The following is a 16,645-nucleotide window of genomic DNA, read 5'->3' as shown; positions in this document are numbered from 1 at the left end:
GGCTGCTCGTCGGCCCGCGCCCTGGTGCCTAGCGGATCGCCGCCGGGGTCGTCGCCTGCCCGAGCAGCAAGGAGTACGTCGCGATGGCGTCCGCCTCGGTGGTCAGGCCTCCGAGGACCGCCGACGACAGCGACTCCCCCGCGCCGACGAGCGCGATGCAAAGGCGCTGGAGCTCAGCGTCGGGCATCCGGACGTGAGGCCGGAGGACGTCCTCGAACATCGTCACGCCCGTGTCGACGAGCTCTCGGTAGATGCGTGACCGCTCTCCGGTGCCGGTCATGGCCGCGCCGACGGCGAAGAACTCCCCGCTCGCGTCGGTCGCGCACCGGATGTAGATGGAGGCGAGCGCCTCGATCATCGCCTCGTACGCGATGTCGCCCTGGGCCATGCCGTCCCGGAACGCGCGCTTCCGCTCGGCGTCGATCCAGCGGTACAGGGCCGTGAGCAGGGCCGAGCGCGTCTCGAAGTGGTCGTAGACGACGGGCTTCGACACTCCTGCGTTCAGCGCGAGGACACCGAGGGTCAGGGCGTCCACGCCCTGCTCCCCGACGATGGCCAGGGCTTTCTCGAGCAGGTCCTGGTGGCGAGCGTCCCACGAGAGGCGGCGCTTCGGCACTGTCGATCCCTGGGCGTCCATTAAGCTACCTTCTGTAGGTTACGTTCTAGCTACGAGAAGTAGCTTATGAGAGGAACCACCATGACACCGCACTCCCTCCGACCTGTCCCCGAGGAGGCGGTGGAGCCTCGCGTCTTCGTCTTCGGCATCACCGGACGGGTCGGGCGTCTGCTCACGACGCGCCTCCGAGCTCGCGACGTGCCCGTCTCCGGTCTCGTGCGGACTCCGGATCAGGCCGCGGCCCTGCGCGAAGAAGGGGTCTCGACCCACGTCGGCGCCCTCGGCGCCGTGTCGTCGGACGAACTCGCGACGATGCTCGCGGACGTCGACGTCGTGGTCTACGCGGCCGGCTCGAACGCCGGCCCGCAGAGCGTGACTGATGACATCGACCTCGCCGCTGTCGACCGGGTCTCGGAGGCGGTCGCCCAGCACCCGGGGACGCGCCTGATCCTGCTGTCCGTCCTCCCCGAGGCCTGGCGTGAGCGATCGCTGAGCGACGACGAGGAGCACTACTTCGCGGTCAAGAAGACGGCGGAGGTGCGGCTGACCCGGCGGGACCTCGACTGGATGGTCCTCCGACCCTCCCTGCTGACGGACGACCCGGGCTCCGGGCACGTCTCCCTCGGCCCCGCCGAGCACCACGGCGAGATCGCGCGAGCCGACGTCGCGGCCGTCCTCGAGGCCCTGGTGCTGGCCCCGTCCGTCGCCCGCCGCATCCTCGAGCTGAACGACGGCGGCACGCCGATCCCCGAGGCCGTCCGGCGCCACACGGACGACTAGGCGACGGCCCTCCTCGGTCGATCCGCCGGCACCGCAGCCTGCCCTGCCCTGCGACGCCCTGCCCTTGCGCCGCTCCGCACCCTGCGCCTAGCATCGGCGCGTACCTCGTCGTGAGCCGCGACGTCGGTGCGGCCACCTCACCGGCCGACCGGACGGCTCGCGGACACGGGGGCTCCCCGCACGGAAGACGGCCCATTGCGCACCAGCACCGGTACTGCGTCCACGACGCAGCAGCTGCCCTCGCACTGACTCCGCCCGTGCCCGCCCGCTGACCCGGGCGAGGCCGACGCTCCCCTGCCTCCGGCCGGGAGCGCGGTGGTGTCGTGCGCCGACACCACCCCCGGGAGCACCGTGCCCTCCACCCTCAGCACCACCACGCCCTCACCGTCCGTCGTCCTCACCGACTGCTCGTTCGCCTGGCCCGACGGCGCCGTCGTCCTCGACCGGGTCACCACGGCCTTCGGGCGGGGCCGCACCGGCCTCGTCGGGGCCAACGGCGCCGGCAAGTCGACGCTCGTCCGCCTCGTGACGGGTGATCTCGCGCCCACCGGCGGGAGGGTCTCGGCGACCGGACCCGTCGACCTGCTGCCGCAGCGCCTCCGTCGCGGACCGGACGACACCGTCGCCGACCTGCTCGGCATCCGCCCGCGGCTCGACGCCCTGCACGCGATCCTCGGCGGCGACCCCGACCCGCGGCACTACGACGCCCTCGGCGACGACTGGGACCTCGAGGCCCGGGCCGTCGCCGCCCTCAGCGAGGTCGGGCTCGACCTCGACACCGGGGACCTGCTCCGTCCGGTCGCGACCCTGTCGGGCGGGCAGGCCGTCCTCACCGCCGTCACCGGCGTGCGGCTGCGCGACCGGCCCGTCGCCGTGCTCGACGAGCCGACGAACGACCTCGACCTGCGGTCGCGCGGGCTGTTGCTCGACCTCGTCGATCGCTGGCGCGGCACGCTCGTCGTCGTGAGCCACGACCGCGAGCTCCTCGAGCAAGTCGACGAGATCGCCGAGCTGCGGGACGGTTCGATCCGCACCTCGGGAGGGACCTGGTCCGAGTTCGAGCAGCGCCTGGCCGTCGAGCGGTCGGCTGCCGAGCGCGACCTGCGCGACGCCGATCAGCTGCTGCGCGCCGAACGGCGGCAGCGCATCGAGGCCGAGACGACGATCGCGCGTCGGGCGCGGGCCGGTCGACGCTCGGCGGAGTCGATGCCCGCGATCATCGCCCACGCGAGGAGGAACAAGGCGGAAGCGACCGCGGGCCGGCTGCGCTCGGGCCACGGGGACGCGGAGGCGCGAGCCAGGGACCAGGTCGACGTCGCCTCGCGAGCGGTGAGGGACGACGACGCCGTCCGCGTCGACCTGCCCGATCCGGCGATACCGGCGGGGCGACGCCTCGCGGAGCTGACCGTGCGGGGCAGGACCACCGTGCTGCAGGGGCCGGAGCGGATCGCGGTCGTCGGTGCGAACGGCACGGGCAAGACGACGCTGCTCGAGCAGCTCGTCGGTGCTCCCGGCGCGAGGCCGCACCCCCTGGCCGACACGGGGGCGACGTCGTTCACCGAACGTGTCGCCTGGCTGCCCCAGCGCCGCGACGGGCTGCTCGACGACGACGACACCGTCCTCGAGCACGTCGCCCGCGCCGCTCCCGCCATGCCCGACCGTGAGCTGCGCAACGCCCTCGCGCGCCTCCTCGTCCGTGGCTCAGTCGTCGACCGGACGACGGCAACACTCTCTGGAGGAGAACGTTTCCGCGTGGCCCTCGCGGGCCTGGTGCTCGCCGACCCGGTCCCCCAGCTGCTCGTGCTCGACGAGCCGACGAACGACCTCGACATGGCGACGACCGACCACCTCGTCGACGTGCTCGCGGCCTGGCGCGGCGGCCTCGTGGTCGTCAGCCACGACGAGAGGTTCCTCGAGCGGCTGGGGCTGCACGCCCGCGTGGCTCTGGACTGACGGGACCGTGTGTCGATCGCCACTCTGATTGTCCGCGACACGCCTCGATTTGACACTCCCGCCACTCGATCTGTCTGGGCCTGCTGCCACTCAAAATGTCAGGTCCGTTGCCAGGTCCAGGCGTGCCTCCGTGCTCAGCCGAATGGTTTTCACCACTCGCAGTGACGTCGCTCAACAAGACCAGCAGGCGACTCCTAATGCCCCAACCGTCGCAGGCCTTCTTGCGAAGGAGACCCATCTGCGGCAGTCCAGACGATCGCTGTATGGCCATCCCCCGCATCGAGCGCGCCCCAATCGAGCGTCAACTCGCCGACGACGGGATGGTGCAAGACCTTGGTACCCGTGCCGCGAGTTGCTACCTCGTGCGCGGTCCACAGCCCCTCGAACTCTGTGCCGAGGCCGATCAGTTCGGCGATCAGGGCCTGGAGCCGAGGCTCCTCGGGATCACGTGCACTGTCCATCCGTAGCTGCGCGAGAGCCAAGTCGACGACCCCGAGCCAGTTCGTGTAGAGCGTGCGCATAGCGGGGTCGGTGAACAGCAGCCGGATGAAGTAGCGCTCGTCCTCGGGGATCTCGGAGAAGTCGGTGATGAGTGACGCGGCGAGCTGGTTCCAGGCGACGATCTCAGTCCGGGGTCCCATGACGAAGACCGGCGTCGCGCTCAGGTCGGCGATCATCCTCAGCACGAAAGGGGCGACACCAGCCGGAGGAGTTGGCGCTTCGCCGGGCAAGACCTTCCCGGCCAGTCCCGCGAGATAGGTGCGCTCATCCACGGCGAGCCGCAGAACTCGGGCGAGGTCGTCGAGCACGGGCGCTGACGCCGGTAATCGCCCCTGCTCGAGGCGTGTGTAGTAATCGGTGCTGATGGAGGCGGCCCGGGCCACCTCTTCACGTCGAAGGCCAGGGACTCGGCGGGGTTGCTCGGTCTCGGCCAAGCCGAGGTCGTGCGGTCGCAGCTCGGCCCGTCGCGCTCGAAGGAAGTCTCCGATCTCTCGCCATCTCGGTTCGGAAGCCATCTGCCGATCCTGCCAGAGCGCTCAGAGAACATGCAGACCGTCATCCCCCATCTCGTCGGTAGCAGGGGGGTCATTTTCCTTCCCCTGTGGGCGGCTGACTCCGAGTGGGAACGTGATGTCACGGCGCCGGACGATCCCCCTCCGGCGCGCGACAGGAGGACACCATGAAGGCCATCGGGCTCACTGAATTCGGAGGGCCGAGCGTCCTCCACGCTCTGGACATCCCCGAACCCCACGCAGGGCCCGGCGAGGTCCGAATCCGCGTCCACGCGGCGGCAGCGAACCCGGTCGACACGATCATCCGCTCCGGCGGGTTCGCCGGCAAGGACGGGGTCATCACCGAACCCGTCGTCCCCGGAACGGACATCACCGGCGTCATCGACGAGATCGGTGACCGGCTGACGACGACCGAACCGCTGACCCTCGGCGATGCAGTCATCGGGTTCGTCGTCCCCGAGGGCAGCCACGGAGGCTACAGCGAATTCGTCGTCCTCCCCGCGGAATCGGTGACCCTGCTGCCCGGCGACCTGACGTTCGTCGAAGGGGCCTCGTTCCTCTCCAACGCTCTGACCGCTGAGATCACCCTCGAGCACCTGGACCTCGAGCCCGGATCGACCCTCGCCGTGACCGGTGCCACCGGAGCCGTCGGCGGCTACCTCGTCGAACTCGCCGCCCGCCGAGGCATCACCGTCATCGCCTCGGCATCCGAGGCGGAGGCGGAACTCGTCCGCGGCTTCGGGGCGACGCACATCATCGACCGCGGTGAGGACTTCGCCGCGGGCGTCCTCGCCCTGACCGAAGGTCGTGGCGCCGACGCTCTCGCCGACCCGGCGATCGTCGGCGAGTCCGTCTTCGGCGCCGTCCGCGACGGAGGACAGGCGGCGTTCTACCTCCCCACCGACAGCACCCCCGGTCGCGACGTCCAGGTCTTCTCGTCGTACGTGATGCGGTCCAACCGTCGCCACGACGCCATCAGCGCCCTCGCGCAGCTGGCCGACCGTGGCGAGATCGCCACTCGTGTCGCCGGCACGCTCCCCGCGGCCGACGCCTCGATCGCCCACGCCCGGCTCGAGCAGGGCGGCCTCCGCGGCCGTCTCATCCTCGAGTTCTGACCCACCCGGTCCCACTCAACGACCCACCAGCCCCACATCACCAGAGAAGGACATCCCATGGACATCGCCGCACCCCTCCCCAGCGTCGGACAGACCTGGCTCGCCGACCTCGGCCCCGACACGCCCCTCGGCCACTTCACCGTCGAGATCACCTTCGACACCGAGACTCAGGTCTCGTTCCTCGTCACGAGCGGTGCCATCGAGGGCCGACAGCAGACCATGGAGTACACCACCACCAAGCTCCGTGACGGCCTACACGTCGTCCGCTGGACCGAGCCCGACTCGGGCGACCACGTCACCCACATCGAGGACTACACCAACGGCGCCTGCATGGCCAGCTCCGTCATCGGCGGCGAGTTCGTCCAGCTCCACGGCACCTGGACCCGCGTCCGCTGACCCCTCGTCCGCGCGAAGCAGGCCCTGAGCGGGCCTGCCTACGCACTCCAGCACGGCTTAACGTCGAGTGCGACTCGACACACCCTGAAAGGAACACCATGAAAGCGACAGTCATGTACGGCGCCGGCGACGTCCGCGTCGAAGAAGTCCCCGACCCCATCATCCAGAAGCCCACCGAGGCCCTCATCCGTGTCACGTACGCCTGCGTCTGCGGCTCGGACCTGCACCCGTACCATGACCTCGGCGATACCCCCGAGGGTCGCCGCATGGGCCACGAGGCCATCGGCGTCGTCGAGGAGATCGGCGACGACGTCCGCACCCTCGCCATCGGTGACACCGTCATCGTGCCTTTCGCCTGGTCAGACGGCACCTGCCCGTTCTGCCGCGACGGCATCACCACCTCGTGCGTGCACGGTGGGTTCTTCGACGGGGCTCCCTCGGCCACCCAGGCGGAGAAGCTCATCGTCCCCGAAGCCGACGGCACTGCAGTGAAGATCCCCGAGGGCACCGACGAGGCACTCATGCCGAGCCTGCTGACCCTGTCCGACGTCTACCTCACCGGCTACCACGCCGCGGTGCAGGGGCAGGTCGGCCCTGGCAAGACCGTCACCGTGATCGGCGACGGCGCTGTGGGTCTCTCCGCCGTCCTCGCCTCGAAACAGCTCGGTGCCGAGACGATCATCCTCATGGGCCGCCACACCGCCCGTACAGACCTCGGCCGCGAGTTCGGCGCCACCCGGATTCATGAACACCCGCCAGCAAGACGCTCACCTAAACGGAGTTCAGCTGACTCCCGTGGAGTGGCTCCTTCTAGGGATCGACGGTGGGCATAGCCATTCGATATTTCGCTGTGCTGTGCCACTATCGGCCCCATGACGGACCCAGCCGCACCGAACGCGCAGCCAACGGAGTCGAAGACCGACAACGACTTCCTCGTCGGCAACGCCTCCGAAGACGCCGTACGTCGGCTTGCCCAAGCCGTCGAACGGCTCGGCAACGACGCCGACTACTTCATGGACGCACTGACCGAAAAGTTGTTGTCCATCGAGCCCCGGCTGAAACCTGAACCCGATGGCGAAAGCGACCGGGCCTTCCTAATCACTTCGGGTTCCTTCTCGGCCGCTGAATACGACGCCGCACGGCGATCCGTCGCACGCGGAAGCCTGCAACTGCGGGTCGTTGAGTCGTGGTTTTCGAGCCTCGCGGGAACCCTCTCGCTCACGGCGATTGCCAGGTTCCTGCACTGGAGTGAAGACGAGGTCACCACCGCCGCCACTGACGGTCGGCTCCACGCAGTCGAGATCTCGGGCCGGCTCCGGTTTCCCGAATGGCAGCTCAGCCTGTCGTCACCCGGCAAGCTTCTCCCAGGACTAGCGGAGGTGATCGCAGCCGCTAGCTCGGAGCAGAGCTGGATCATCCTGGCCGGCCTCATGGGCACACCCCAAGAAGACCTCTACGGCGAGGGCAACAAGACCCCTGTTGCCTGGTTGCGAGATGGAGGCGACGTCCGGCGCGTGACGGACATCGTGATGTCACCCTGGCTCACCTAGACAGTTTGATCGCGACCCGAAAGAAGGTGCAGACGTGTCCGACAGTCGCGGCCTCCCCAGTTCCCTGACCGAGTACGTCCTGGTGTGGTGCGAGGACCTGCTGCAGGACCTCCCAACCACTGACCGAACCGATCTCGCCCGCACGCTGAGCACCATGTACGAAGGTGGCCCGTGGCCGACACGGCTTCGGATCCAGCGCCTCGCTGAGCAGATAAATGGCAACTACGGAGATGCGAACACCTTCGTGGGGGACCTGCACTCCGAGCGTCCCGGCTACGTCGCCACGATCACACAGAAGCTCAGCACGCCCGACCCGCAAACCCGCGACGAGGCGCTCGAGCTGCTCGCCCGACTCCCGGGCTCGCCAGAGCTTGTTCAAGCGCTCGACCAGGCTGGCGAACAAGGCAGCCTCTCGCATTCGGAGCGAGCAAAGATCCTCCGGCGCGCTCTGAGCAACCCCATTTTGCCTGCCCCTGTGCCAGCTCCGGATGCCTATCCGGAACTGCCTCGGGACTATCCGGAGTCGTACGAGGATCAGAAGCGGCGAGATCCCCCGTACGAGCTGTTCCGGCCGACACCCGATCAGACAACGGATTTGGCCAAGCTCGATGAAGAGTGGAAAGCCGGCCTTCTCGAGGTGCAGGCATACCGTCGTGCCATCTTCGCGATCATGAACGGACATTCGTCTGCATCTGGCTGAGCCGCCGAAGGCGCTGTTGACGATTTCCCGGCGCACACGGAGATTGACGCGCGAACGTGGTCGTTGTCGCACGCCCAGAAGCTCGACGGCACGTCGGCCGTGATCCTGTCGGCTTAGGTGGGTCCGTCTCCGAGCTGACCGAACACGGCGTGGTGCTCAGCGTCGGTGGGAGCTCGACGGCGGGTGCAGCTCCACGGGGTGCCGCCCACGTCGACCGCCTCGGCCGCGCACTCGTACCCGGCGGGGCACCCTTGGGTGGTGCCTGCCGAACCAGCTGACGCCCGGGCGCATTCCCTGGTCACGACGGCCACTCGTCCAGCTCGGGGTGCAGCCGGCCAGTCAGGGCCGACAGCTCACGCTCGTGCTGAATCATCCACGCGACCGCGCTGTTCAGGCTGCTCTCTCGACGCAGCCACGGGCGACCGCCGCCATCGTCTCGCCCGTGGGCGTAGCAGTGGTAGACGATGCCGCCCAGTTCGTGCCGGGAAAGTACATACCCGAGGGGCGCGGCACGGTCCCGGCGGACCTGCCACACACCGAACGTGCCGGGGATCGGCGGCACTGCAAACGGGTGGGTCGGGATCGGTCGGCGCAGAATTTTCGCCGCCGCTTCACCTGACCTCTTGACTCCCACACCGGGAGCGTACGTAAAGCGTCCGTCGTTGCCTGTTGGGTGGGCGCAGCGCACGACTGTGGTCGTAAAGCCTTAATCCCGGAATGCACGGCCGGTGTGTTCAGCCCAAGATCGAATTTCGCGCACGTCCCAAACGTCGCCAGATCTGAGGCGCCGGACCGGCTGAGGAAATTTGGGGTGCCGAACTTTCCAGACGTTGATGGTGTTGGCTTCCACACCTAGTCGTTCAGCAATCTCTGCTGGCCCGACAAGAAACTTGGCGAGGCCACGCAGGCTTGGCTCCGTTTCAGGCTCCGACACGTACCAACCGTACCGGCCCCGAGCAGACGGCCCGCCGGCCGCTCTATCGACACTCCGTGTTCGGGGTTGGCATTGCCGTCGGAGATCTCTTACACTGATCGCATGTCAGTCCCCTATGCGATGGTTTCAGCACTGTGACGATCGCACCTACTTCTCTCGACAACTCTGACAGCCACCTCTTTGCAGGGGGCACTGGCCGCGACGACACAACCTGGCAACTGCTGCTCGGTGACTGCCGTGAGGCGGTTCGCGACTTGGCGCCCGAGTCGGTCAACAGCGTTGTCACCTCACCGCCCTACTACTGGCAACGCGACTATGAGGTAAACGGGCAGTTTGGTCTCGAATCAACGATCGACGGATTCGTCAACAACCTCGTTGAGGCTTTCGCCGCGATTAAGCCGGCCCTGACAGCTGACGGAACTGTCTTTCTTAACTTGGGAGACACCTTTTACAGCGCCAAGGGCAAGCCCCATGGTCAGGACAACAAGCACCGGAGTCGTCGTCTCCCTGGCCTTCGCGCTGTCGATGGACCTGGGCTTGGCCTTCCTCGCAAGTCACTCATCGGCATTCCGTGGCGGGTCGCTCTCGCCATGCAGGCGGATGGTTGGACTCTCCGAAGCTCCATCATTTGGGTTCGGAACAGTGCCATTCCCGAGCCAACGAGCAAGGACCGGCCGTGGCGGAAGTACGAGCACGTCTTCCTCTTCTCGAAAAGCCCTCGCTACTACTTCAATCGAGAAGGACTGGCGGGCGAGGAAGATGTGTGGTTCATCGAACCGGACAGGAAGTCCCTTGCGCGAGGCACCCACTATGCGCCGTATCCCCGCAAACTCGTGGAACGGTGCATCGCTGCAGGATGCCCTGAGGGCGGAACAGTGCTGGATCCATTCGTGGGCGGAGGAACCACAATGTACGTCGCCGAGGAGATGGGCCGATCATCAGTCGGTGTCGAGCTGAATCCGTCCTTCTGTGGCCTCATTGCCGACAACATGGCGAAGCAGACGGACCCGAAGTAATCCCTAGGACACGGCTACTCTCAGTGTGTGAGATTTGCTCCTCCCCAACTTGTCCTTGCTGCTGTGGCTGCACTGGACGGTGCGCACCCGCTCGCGGTTGTTTCGCTGCCTGCCCTCTTGCGCGCAGGTTCCAGAATCGGAACTGACCCCACGCAAAGGGCAGTGCCGTTCGGCTCGACGGAAGAGAGCGAGCTGCTCCGAGATTTCTTCGAGCTCCCTCGCCCACCCGAGGCAGATCGTCCGTTCTATGCGCCATGGTCCCGATCGGCAGCGGGTCCAAGTTGGCAAACAGCGAAGTATCCAGGCGGCGGCCTTCAGCGGCAGCGGAACCATCTCACAAACCAGGGTGCCGTCTTTGTCCAGAACGCAACCCCGCGAGGACAGGGAAGGGATACGTGGTCTTTGACTGCTCGCGCTGGAGCCGAGCTGCGCGATCGAGAAGATCACCCCGTCCGGATAGTGGATCTGGCTCTCTGGTTTGGACGCAATGTTGACGTGGACGCTCTCGATCCGGCCGTGGTGGCGGATGCCACTGAACCCATCGACATGCTCGTTTCGTGGTTCGTTGCCGAGTTTAAGCCCGCTCGAGGTGACCTTTTGGGGACCATCTACAAGTCAGAAATCCCTGCGGATTATCGAACCGAAGCATTCTTAGCCAGCCCCGTCACAGAAGGCACTTACGAACTGCTCGGGTCACTGCCCCCAGCACCAGTAGTCACCCTTTCCCTGGATGAACTTATTTCGAGCCTGTCGACTCAAATTGTTGAGGCCGGCTACGTGCTGCCGCCCGGATTGGTTCGCCGCGTCCTAGTCGCCTGGATGCGCGGCGACCTTGTAGTTCTCGTGGGTCAGCCCGGCACGGGAAAGTCATTGTTTGCCAACCTTCTGGGCAGGGCTATGGAGTCGACGTTGGACTTGGAAGCGCCCCTGGTAGTGCCGATCCGATCTGACTTCGACGAAGCCGAATTCATCGGTTATGAGCGACTAGATGGTTCACCGGAGTACAGGGACTTCACACGTGCCGTTCTCAAAACTGACGACCCTCTCGAAGCACGGGTGGTGATTCTCGAGGAATTTAACCTCGCCGCCATCGAGACCTACCTCTCGTCTGTCTTGGTCGCGACTCAAGACCAAGAGCGCTTGATTCGACTTCCCGCGGGCGAAGAGGCACAACTCCCGATCGACACGTTCATCATTGCCACGTGCAACTCGTACCGCGATGAACCTGAGACACGAACCCGCGTCAGCTCCCCCACTAAGCGGCGTTCGACGATCATCACCATGCCCAACGTGCTTGGCGATCGGTACGACGAGGACCCCGACAATGCGGTCGCGTCCCTCGCTACCGATCTCATCGTCGCGGAACGGAACCGAATTCAGCTGCGATCTGACCGTGCCGCTGCCGCCCAATTCGACGGACTTCGTCTCCACAACCTCGGAACGGTCGACTCAATTGACGACCTGAGCGACGGCGTGCGTGCAGCTCTCACTCAAGTCACGTCATCGGTGCTTGAAACGGCCGCAGGACGGTCGTGGTTCACGATGGGGCTCCTGCGTGACGTCGTACTCAATATCGCCCTCGCTCCCCGGGACGAATTCGCGGAGCAAGAGGCTTTAGGCCATTCGGTGGCCGACAAGCTCATTCATCAGGTACGCGGAACGTTCAGCGATGTGGAAGATTTCCGGACCGCCTACGCCAGCTTGCCGAATGCTGATGAAATCGATCGCCTCATGGACCGCATGATGGACGGACCGTCAGATGAACTGATCTCCTTGCTCTAGAACGTGGGTTGCGCGAGCGTTCCGAGAATGGCCGATACGACATCGTCGAGGTTGTTGATCGCCGGCGCGATGGCTGCTTCGACGATGCGCTGTCCTCGACCTGAGACCTCCGTCACGTGGGCGTACTCGCCGGGGAACAAGATGGTCACCTGGGCCAGTCCGTACAAGCCCATGTAGGCGCTCATGTCTTTCCGCGAGTCCTCCGAGGCGCCCCCATCCCTGGCTCGCCGATACTTCGCATCGAGAAGCGCGATCGCTCCGGTTGATCGTTCGTGCAGCAGCACATCTGGCCGCGACTCGTCTGCTCGGTCGCTGTAGTGACGCCACGAGCGCAGCACGTCGGGTGGAGGTTTTGTGTCGTAGTACAGGTCGAATTGATCGCCAGAGAACGCCGGCTGGGCTGCCCCAAGGACATCGGAGGTTTGCCGCATGCCGAATTCTTTGGCCAACCGTGAGGCAACATAGGCCTGGTAGATGACGTCAGATTGCTCGACGTAGCTCAGGCGCGACTGAGGTTGAAGGCTGGCGCTCCAGCCAAAACGTTCTGATAGGTCTCGCGCGATTTGGAACGTCAGTCGGTATGGGGGGTGGGTAATTTCCTCTGGCTGCCGTACTTCTGCGCCAAGAGTCTGCGCGCCCAGTGTCTGCGATAAAGGCCGGCGAAGTAGGGCGCGAGTCGTGTTCGACCACAGTCGCGCCCGAGCCACGGCGTCTGCACTTGCACGGTTGGCTAGGACGTCCTTGCACAGTTGCTCGATCCAACCGAGGATAGCTAGGGCTCTCCTGTTGGCGATGGTGTCCAGGGTGAAATCTCTCCGTCGTGCGACGACTCGAAGGGGGTCGTAGCGGGTGTCATTCACCTTGATGACGCCGCTTGGGCGTGGCACGAGATAGCGCTGGGGGTCGGATCGAAGTAAGCGAATGGTCGGTGCAAGAAGTACGCCAGCTCCGCCTCGGCGGCGGAGCATTTGGCTGGTGGTTAATGTTGCCCGGGGAGTTTCGATGACTGCCGCGACGGCTCGTAATGCTTCGTCTGCCCATTGGTCCAGCCATCCATAACTGACGTGCGGGTCCCGCATGCCGGCGCCGCTGGAGAACATCGCTTGCCCGGTCCACCCAGTTCCCGTGTTGTTGAGTTCTTCGAGCATGGCCACGACGCCTGCTAGACCAAGTTTTGCGTCTTCCGTGCCGAACCAGTAGCTGCGAGTGTCTACGACGAGATGGTGAAACCCCGTTGAACGCACGAGGTCGAGCGCTAGGACGCCCGCCTGTCCCGATGAGAGGCGCACAGCTCGCCCGTCCAGCGTGACATTTCTGCTTTGTGCTCCGGCGACAGAGATGACTACTTGCGTGGCGGGGACAATCTGAGGCTCATCGCCAAGTAAGACCTCAAATCGACCAGCAAGGACCCGAATAATGGGGTCATGCCTTGATGAAGCGCCTTGGCTCCGTCGTGTATTCGCGGTCATGGCGCTGCCACGGGTACGTGGGGACGCCGTCTAAGACGCAGGGATTCGAGGGCCCCGAAGGCCTCTTCGCTGAGCTCGTGGGCGGTGTACCTACGTCTCAAATCCTGGACCATCTCTCGTTGGGGCTTGGTGGTTGCAGTCTCACCCATTCGCTGAAGAGCCGACGCGAGATCCATGACGGTGAGCAGGGATGGGTCCTGCAGGACCTCTCTGTATCCCTCAGCGTTAAGCGCTCCTACGTCGTCTAAGGGATGGTGGATGACAACGATGGGAGGTGGTGCTCCAGCAGCAAGGGCTCCGAGCGCGTGCACTCGAGCCAACTGGTCTTTTGCTGTCGTGTCGAAAGTGGACCGTGGCGAGTTCCAGAGTTGCAACTCGCGGTTCACCTGCTCGTAGAAAGGGTTGCCAACGACGGTGCTCCATCGTCGACTGAATTGGTCTGCCAGTTTTGTTTCGAAGACGACCCCGCCGGTTGAGGTCTGAACGAATGCGTCCGCCAAGGTGCGGTCAAGATGCTCTGCCCGGCGAAAAGCAGGCTGGTACTCGAGCTCGAGGGCCTGCGCTGCACCTCCCGCAGCTAGACCGAGTGCGTCAAGGAAGCGGCTCAACCAAGGCAGGTCAGCTGCAAGCGGGGCAAAAAAGTTGATGGTGAGGGTCTGACTCGACGTGAGATAGCGCTCGCATCGGTAGGGCTCGACGCCCCAGCCACCCTTTCGACGAAGCTTGTAGGCCTCAAAGGCCACAGTTGACGTGAAATTTGCCCCTTCGGCAGCAGCTTCCGTAGCGAGAATGCTGCCGTACTCACTCACGTTCGGAGGAGCAGTGGCACCCCACGAAGACAGACCCAAGGCTTCAAGCCTGTACCAAGACTGATGGGCTCGAATGCGGCGGAGAAGTCTTGAGTCGCCCCGTCGCTGCGGACCGAGAGCGTGGACTTCCATCTCGCAACATTAGCGATATACCGACCCGAGTTTCCCTCGCGCCTGAGCAACCCGCGTGCCCAGCAAGGGGTCGACATGGATCACTTACGCGACCGGCAGCCCCGTCCTAGAACTTGAAGGGCCCCTGCGCAGCGCAGGGGCTCAACGTAAGGGTGGTGTTCTAACAAGTTGAACTCCTGGCCCACGGGGTGGACCCGAAAAGACTTGAACTCTCTACCTCCACTTTCATGTACCGGTTCGCACTGAACGAGATGCCTCTCCGCACGCGCAATGCGATCGGTGCTCCGGGTCACTCTCCGAGTCACGCGCCGATGCTGACGTTACCCAGGAGCAACCGGCAATCAAGCGACCCCCGTGCCAGCAAGGAGCGTAAAGGCCTTGAAAGTTGACGTCAAATCTGTCACGATCAGCGAGTTGACCCGTCCAGAAAGGACTCCCCCCCATATGTCGAACCCCATCGATGCCGGCGCCCCGACCGGATACACGTACCTTCCCGTTCCCACCCAGCACGTCCCTGCCCTCATGGAGTACCTCGTCTCCCTCGGCGCTCCGAAGTCCGTCACGGCAGACGAGCATGAACGGCACGCTCCCGCGCACGAGGACTTCGTTGGACAGGATGCCGTCTGGGCGGACGAGCTCCTTAGGCGCCTTGCCTCTGACACTCTGCGATCGGCGCACAACGCCGCAGCTGCAATGACCGTCATCGCCAGGAAGACGATGGAAGAAGGCGAGCGCGTGTGGGTTGGTAACGACGATCTCGCAGCCGAAACCGGCATCGACCCGGTGCAGATGCCGAAAGTCTGGTCAGGCTTCGGTCGGTACATCTCAAACCCTCGCAATGGCTACCCCGCCGAGTGGCCCCTCGCCACCCGTACTGCTTCCCGCCTCCCGGACGGCAAGCAGGGTGACGCCCGCGTGCTCTACTCGTTCCGCTCGGTGGAGCGGGCGAAGCGCTGGCTGCAAATCACTACGGAGGAGTAGCGCCAGTAGCTGACCGTGGCGGCTGGTGTAGGGCTGGCAACCGCCGAAGCTTGTTCTAGCTTCGGGCAGCTATCGTTTGCTCATGAGCGAGCATCTGTCAGTCGCCGAACTAGCTGCGCAGATAGGCGCCGACCCCAAGCAGGTTCGCGAGTGGATGCGGACGCAGGGCTGGCGGCACCCGGCTGAAGCGGGGCAACCGTGGGCTTTGACCGGTGAGCAAGTCGCGATTCTTACGGCGAGGTTCTCGAAGAGCCCCGCAGGGTCGATCTCGATGGAAGGAAGCGTCGCGCCTGCACCGACCGGCCTTGACGACGGCGCTGGGGAAGACGAAACGCCCCTCGCGCAACTGACAGTCGGGGAACTACTCGACACCTACACGAACGTTCTTGCCGAGCTTCGCGCCCGACATCTTGTTCGCACGAACAACGCACCCATTGGAGACCTGGCCGAGTTCTGCGCCGCGATGGTCTACGACGGGCTGCTTGCTCCGAACTCGGAAAAGTCGTATGACCTCGCCGCTGCCGATGGTCGCAAGGTGCAGGTGAAAGTTCGACTAGTGCGGCCTGGCATGGCCAGCGGCGCCGTGTTCTCTCCGATCCGGTCGTTCGACTTCGACCTGTGCGCGTTTCTGGTCATCGACAACGAGGCCGGGCAGGTCGTCGCGGCACGAGAATGGACCCCGGAGGACATCCGCGAGCACGGGTCGTTCAAGCAGCACACGAACGGCACCGTTGTCACGGTCTCCCAGCTGCGATCGTCAAGAGCACACGGAACCGACCGGACAGCGGACTTTAATACAGCTTGGCAAGCTCTGCTCCGCCAGACTCGCTGAGCGGCAGAAAGCTGGATGTACCGCTTAGGCCATCACTCGGCCATAAGTCGGCTGCACCCCAAGTTGCGGCATCTTGGCCCAGCTGTGTCAGTTGCAGCCGCATGAGCCGTCGCCTGCGAACTCGAGGAAGCAAATCGGACACGATGCCGCGGCCGGTCGGCCAGTCGACTGGAACTGAACGGGGCCTGCAACCCCTGAAGTCGTAGCCTGCTGACCGATGCCAAGTCGGTCGTTCTGGCGGGTGATGAACTCGCGCCACCGACGCGTGTTCGCGAGAGCAACGCCGAGGTCGAGGACGGCGATGTGCCACTCGAACGGGATCTTGTGTCGGAACTCAGCCGTGAGGGTGATGGGTGCTCCGTGCTCATCCATAGCCTTGAAGGACTGTCCATCACCGCTGTGGTGCGGCGCGCCGATGAGGGTACCAGTGAAGTCGCGGAGGGCGTAGCTCGTGCCCTGGATGTTCAAGTGGAGCAGCGTGCTGGGCGCGATGTCAGGGCAGTAGATGAGCCATTTGTCGTGGCCGGTGCGGTCGAGGGTGGTACTGATGGCGGTGGTCGTCATGTC

16 protein-coding genes and 1 pseudogene are annotated in these 16,645 nt (G+C 65.1%); 11 read left to right on the top strand and 6 right to left on the bottom strand.

Translation table 11 applies throughout. The features are described from left to right. Nucleotides 1–28: 28 nt before the first annotated feature. Nucleotides 29–637, bottom strand: coding sequence for a TetR/AcrR family transcriptional regulator (locus ITJ48_RS14705; protein WP_194614210.1), 609 nt, complete (start codon nt 635–637; stop codon nt 29–31). Nucleotides 638–697: 60 nt separating this feature from the next. On the opposite strand from ITJ48_RS14705, the gene ITJ48_RS14700 reads away from it, so the two are divergent. Next, a complete protein-coding gene (locus ITJ48_RS14700) occupies nt 698–1,396 on the top strand; it encodes an NAD(P)H-binding protein (RefSeq protein ID WP_194614209.1) in 699 nt (232 codons plus the stop codon). Between the two features lie 351 nt (nt 1,397–1,747). After that, nucleotides 1,748–3,349 (top strand): ATP-binding cassette domain-containing protein, encoded by a 1,602-nt coding sequence (locus ITJ48_RS14695; protein ID WP_194614208.1) that lies wholly within the window; start codon nt 1,748–1,750, stop codon nt 3,347–3,349. Nucleotides 3,350–3,543: 194 nt separating this feature from the next. On the opposite strand, the gene ITJ48_RS14690 is transcribed toward ITJ48_RS14695, so the two are convergent. After that, nucleotides 3,544–4,365, bottom strand: a complete 822-nt coding sequence (locus ITJ48_RS14690; RefSeq protein WP_194614207.1) for a helix-turn-helix domain-containing protein — start codon at nt 4,363–4,365, stop codon at nt 3,544–3,546. Between the two features lie 164 nt (nt 4,366–4,529). Between ITJ48_RS14690 and ITJ48_RS14685 the strand changes: the two genes are divergently transcribed. The 5 genes and pseudogenes from ITJ48_RS14685 (at nt 4,530) to ITJ48_RS14665 (ending at nt 8,123) form a co-directional block, all read left to right on the top strand. Continuing rightward, nucleotides 4,530–5,477 carry an NADP-dependent oxidoreductase gene (locus ITJ48_RS14685; protein WP_194614206.1) on the top strand — a complete coding sequence of 316 codons (948 nt, stop codon included), beginning with the start codon at nt 4,530–4,532 and terminating at the stop codon, nt 5,475–5,477. Between the two features lie 57 nt (nt 5,478–5,534). Next, nucleotides 5,535–5,873 carry a hypothetical protein gene (locus tag ITJ48_RS14680; RefSeq protein WP_194614205.1) on the top strand — a complete coding sequence of 113 codons (339 nt, stop codon included), beginning with the start codon at nt 5,535–5,537 and terminating at the stop codon, nt 5,871–5,873. A 98-nt stretch (nt 5,874–5,971) separates the two neighbouring features. Then, nucleotides 5,972–6,616: pseudogene (locus ITJ48_RS14675) on the top strand (alcohol dehydrogenase catalytic domain-containing protein); the annotation flags it as partial. A gap of 129 nt (nt 6,617–6,745) precedes the next feature. Next, nucleotides 6,746–7,423 carry a hypothetical protein gene (locus ITJ48_RS14670; protein WP_194614204.1) on the top strand — a complete coding sequence of 226 codons (678 nt, stop codon included), beginning with the start codon at nt 6,746–6,748 and terminating at the stop codon, nt 7,421–7,423. A gap of 34 nt (nt 7,424–7,457) precedes the next feature. Next, nucleotides 7,458–8,123 carry a hypothetical protein gene (locus ITJ48_RS14665; RefSeq protein ID WP_194614203.1) on the top strand — a complete coding sequence of 222 codons (666 nt, stop codon included), beginning with the start codon at nt 7,458–7,460 and terminating at the stop codon, nt 8,121–8,123. Between the two features lie 298 nt (nt 8,124–8,421). Here ITJ48_RS14665 and ITJ48_RS14660 read toward each other — a convergent pair whose 3' ends face one another. Then, the gene (locus ITJ48_RS14660; protein WP_194614202.1) at nt 8,422–8,757 is read right to left on the bottom strand and encodes a hypothetical protein; all 336 of its coding nucleotides are present in this window, start codon (nt 8,755–8,757) and stop codon (nt 8,422–8,424) included. A 434-nt stretch (nt 8,758–9,191) separates the two neighbouring features. On the opposite strand from ITJ48_RS14660, the gene ITJ48_RS14655 reads away from it, so the two are divergent. Together ITJ48_RS14655 and ITJ48_RS14650 are read left to right on the top strand one after the other, a co-directional pair. After that, complete coding sequence (locus ITJ48_RS14655; protein ID WP_194614201.1) at nt 9,192–10,073, top strand: site-specific DNA-methyltransferase; 882 nt, start codon at nt 9,192–9,194, stop codon at nt 10,071–10,073. Nucleotides 10,074–10,568: 495 nt separating this feature from the next. After that, nucleotides 10,569–11,855 (top strand): AAA family ATPase, encoded by a 1,287-nt coding sequence (locus tag ITJ48_RS14650; RefSeq protein WP_194614200.1) that lies wholly within the window; start codon nt 10,569–10,571, stop codon nt 11,853–11,855. Here the strand turns inward: ITJ48_RS14650 and ITJ48_RS14645 are convergent. Both ITJ48_RS14645 and ITJ48_RS14640 read right to left on the bottom strand, forming a co-directional pair. Next, complete coding sequence (locus ITJ48_RS14645; RefSeq protein WP_194614199.1) at nt 11,852–13,009, bottom strand: DUF2357 domain-containing protein; 1,158 nt, start codon at nt 13,007–13,009, stop codon at nt 11,852–11,854. The two genes, ITJ48_RS14650 and ITJ48_RS14645, sit on opposite strands and share 4 nt — an antisense overlap. Nucleotides 13,010–13,320: 311 nt before the next feature. Beyond that, nucleotides 13,321–14,265 carry a hypothetical protein gene (locus tag ITJ48_RS14640; protein WP_370544945.1) on the bottom strand — a complete coding sequence of 315 codons (945 nt, stop codon included), beginning with the start codon at nt 14,263–14,265 and terminating at the stop codon, nt 13,321–13,323. Between the two features lie 444 nt (nt 14,266–14,709). On the opposite strand from ITJ48_RS14640, the gene ITJ48_RS14635 reads away from it, so the two are divergent. Beyond that, nucleotides 14,710–15,246, top strand: coding sequence for a hypothetical protein (locus ITJ48_RS14635; RefSeq protein WP_194614197.1), 537 nt, complete (start codon nt 14,710–14,712; stop codon nt 15,244–15,246). An 82-nt stretch (nt 15,247–15,328) separates the two neighbouring features. Continuing rightward, nucleotides 15,329–16,078, top strand: coding sequence for a hypothetical protein (locus ITJ48_RS14630; protein ID WP_194614196.1), 750 nt, complete (start codon nt 15,329–15,331; stop codon nt 16,076–16,078). Nucleotides 16,079–16,165: 87 nt separating this feature from the next. Here the strand turns inward: ITJ48_RS14630 and ITJ48_RS14625 are convergent, their stop codons facing one another. Further along, nucleotides 16,166–16,642 carry a hypothetical protein gene (locus ITJ48_RS14625; RefSeq protein WP_194614195.1) on the bottom strand — a complete coding sequence of 159 codons (477 nt, stop codon included), beginning with the start codon at nt 16,640–16,642 and terminating at the stop codon, nt 16,166–16,168. Between the last annotated feature and the right edge of the window lie 3 nt (nt 16,643–16,645).

Origin of the sequence: Frigoribacterium sp. VKM Ac-2530, from assembly GCF_015350835.1 — a bacterium.
Taxonomy (GTDB): domain Bacteria; phylum Actinomycetota; class Actinomycetes; order Actinomycetales; family Microbacteriaceae; genus Frigoribacterium.
This window is presented reverse-complemented; position numbering and strand designations above follow the sequence as displayed.

What these genes read in the sequence shown, in the direction of transcription:
- ITJ48_RS14670 (WP_194614204.1), top strand. Translation starts at nt 6,746, where the DNA reads ATGACGGACCCAGCCGCACCGAACGCGCAGCCAACGGAGTCGAAGACC.
- ITJ48_RS14635 (WP_194614197.1), top strand. Translation starts at nt 14,710, where the DNA reads ATGTCGAACCCCATCGATGCCGGCGCCCCGACCGGATACACGTACCTT.
- ITJ48_RS14690 (WP_194614207.1), bottom strand. Translation starts at nt 4,365, where the DNA reads ATGGCTTCCGAACCGAGATGGCGAGAGATCGGAGACTTCCTTCGAGCG.
- ITJ48_RS14680 (WP_194614205.1), top strand. Translation starts at nt 5,535, where the DNA reads ATGGACATCGCCGCACCCCTCCCCAGCGTCGGACAGACCTGGCTCGCC.
- ITJ48_RS14630 (WP_194614196.1), top strand. Translation starts at nt 15,329, where the DNA reads ATGAGCGAGCATCTGTCAGTCGCCGAACTAGCTGCGCAGATAGGCGCC.
- ITJ48_RS14705 (WP_194614210.1), bottom strand. Translation starts at nt 637, where the DNA reads ATGGACGCCCAGGGATCGACAGTGCCGAAGCGCCGCCTCTCGTGGGAC.
- ITJ48_RS14685 (WP_194614206.1), top strand. Translation starts at nt 4,530, where the DNA reads ATGAAGGCCATCGGGCTCACTGAATTCGGAGGGCCGAGCGTCCTCCAC.
- ITJ48_RS14625 (WP_194614195.1), bottom strand. Translation starts at nt 16,642, where the DNA reads ATGACGACCACCGCCATCAGTACCACCCTCGACCGCACCGGCCACGAC.
- ITJ48_RS14700 (WP_194614209.1), top strand. Translation starts at nt 698, where the DNA reads ATGACACCGCACTCCCTCCGACCTGTCCCCGAGGAGGCGGTGGAGCCT.
- ITJ48_RS14640 (WP_370544945.1), bottom strand. Translation starts at nt 14,265, where the DNA reads ATGGAAGTCCACGCTCTCGGTCCGCAGCGACGGGGCGACTCAAGACTT.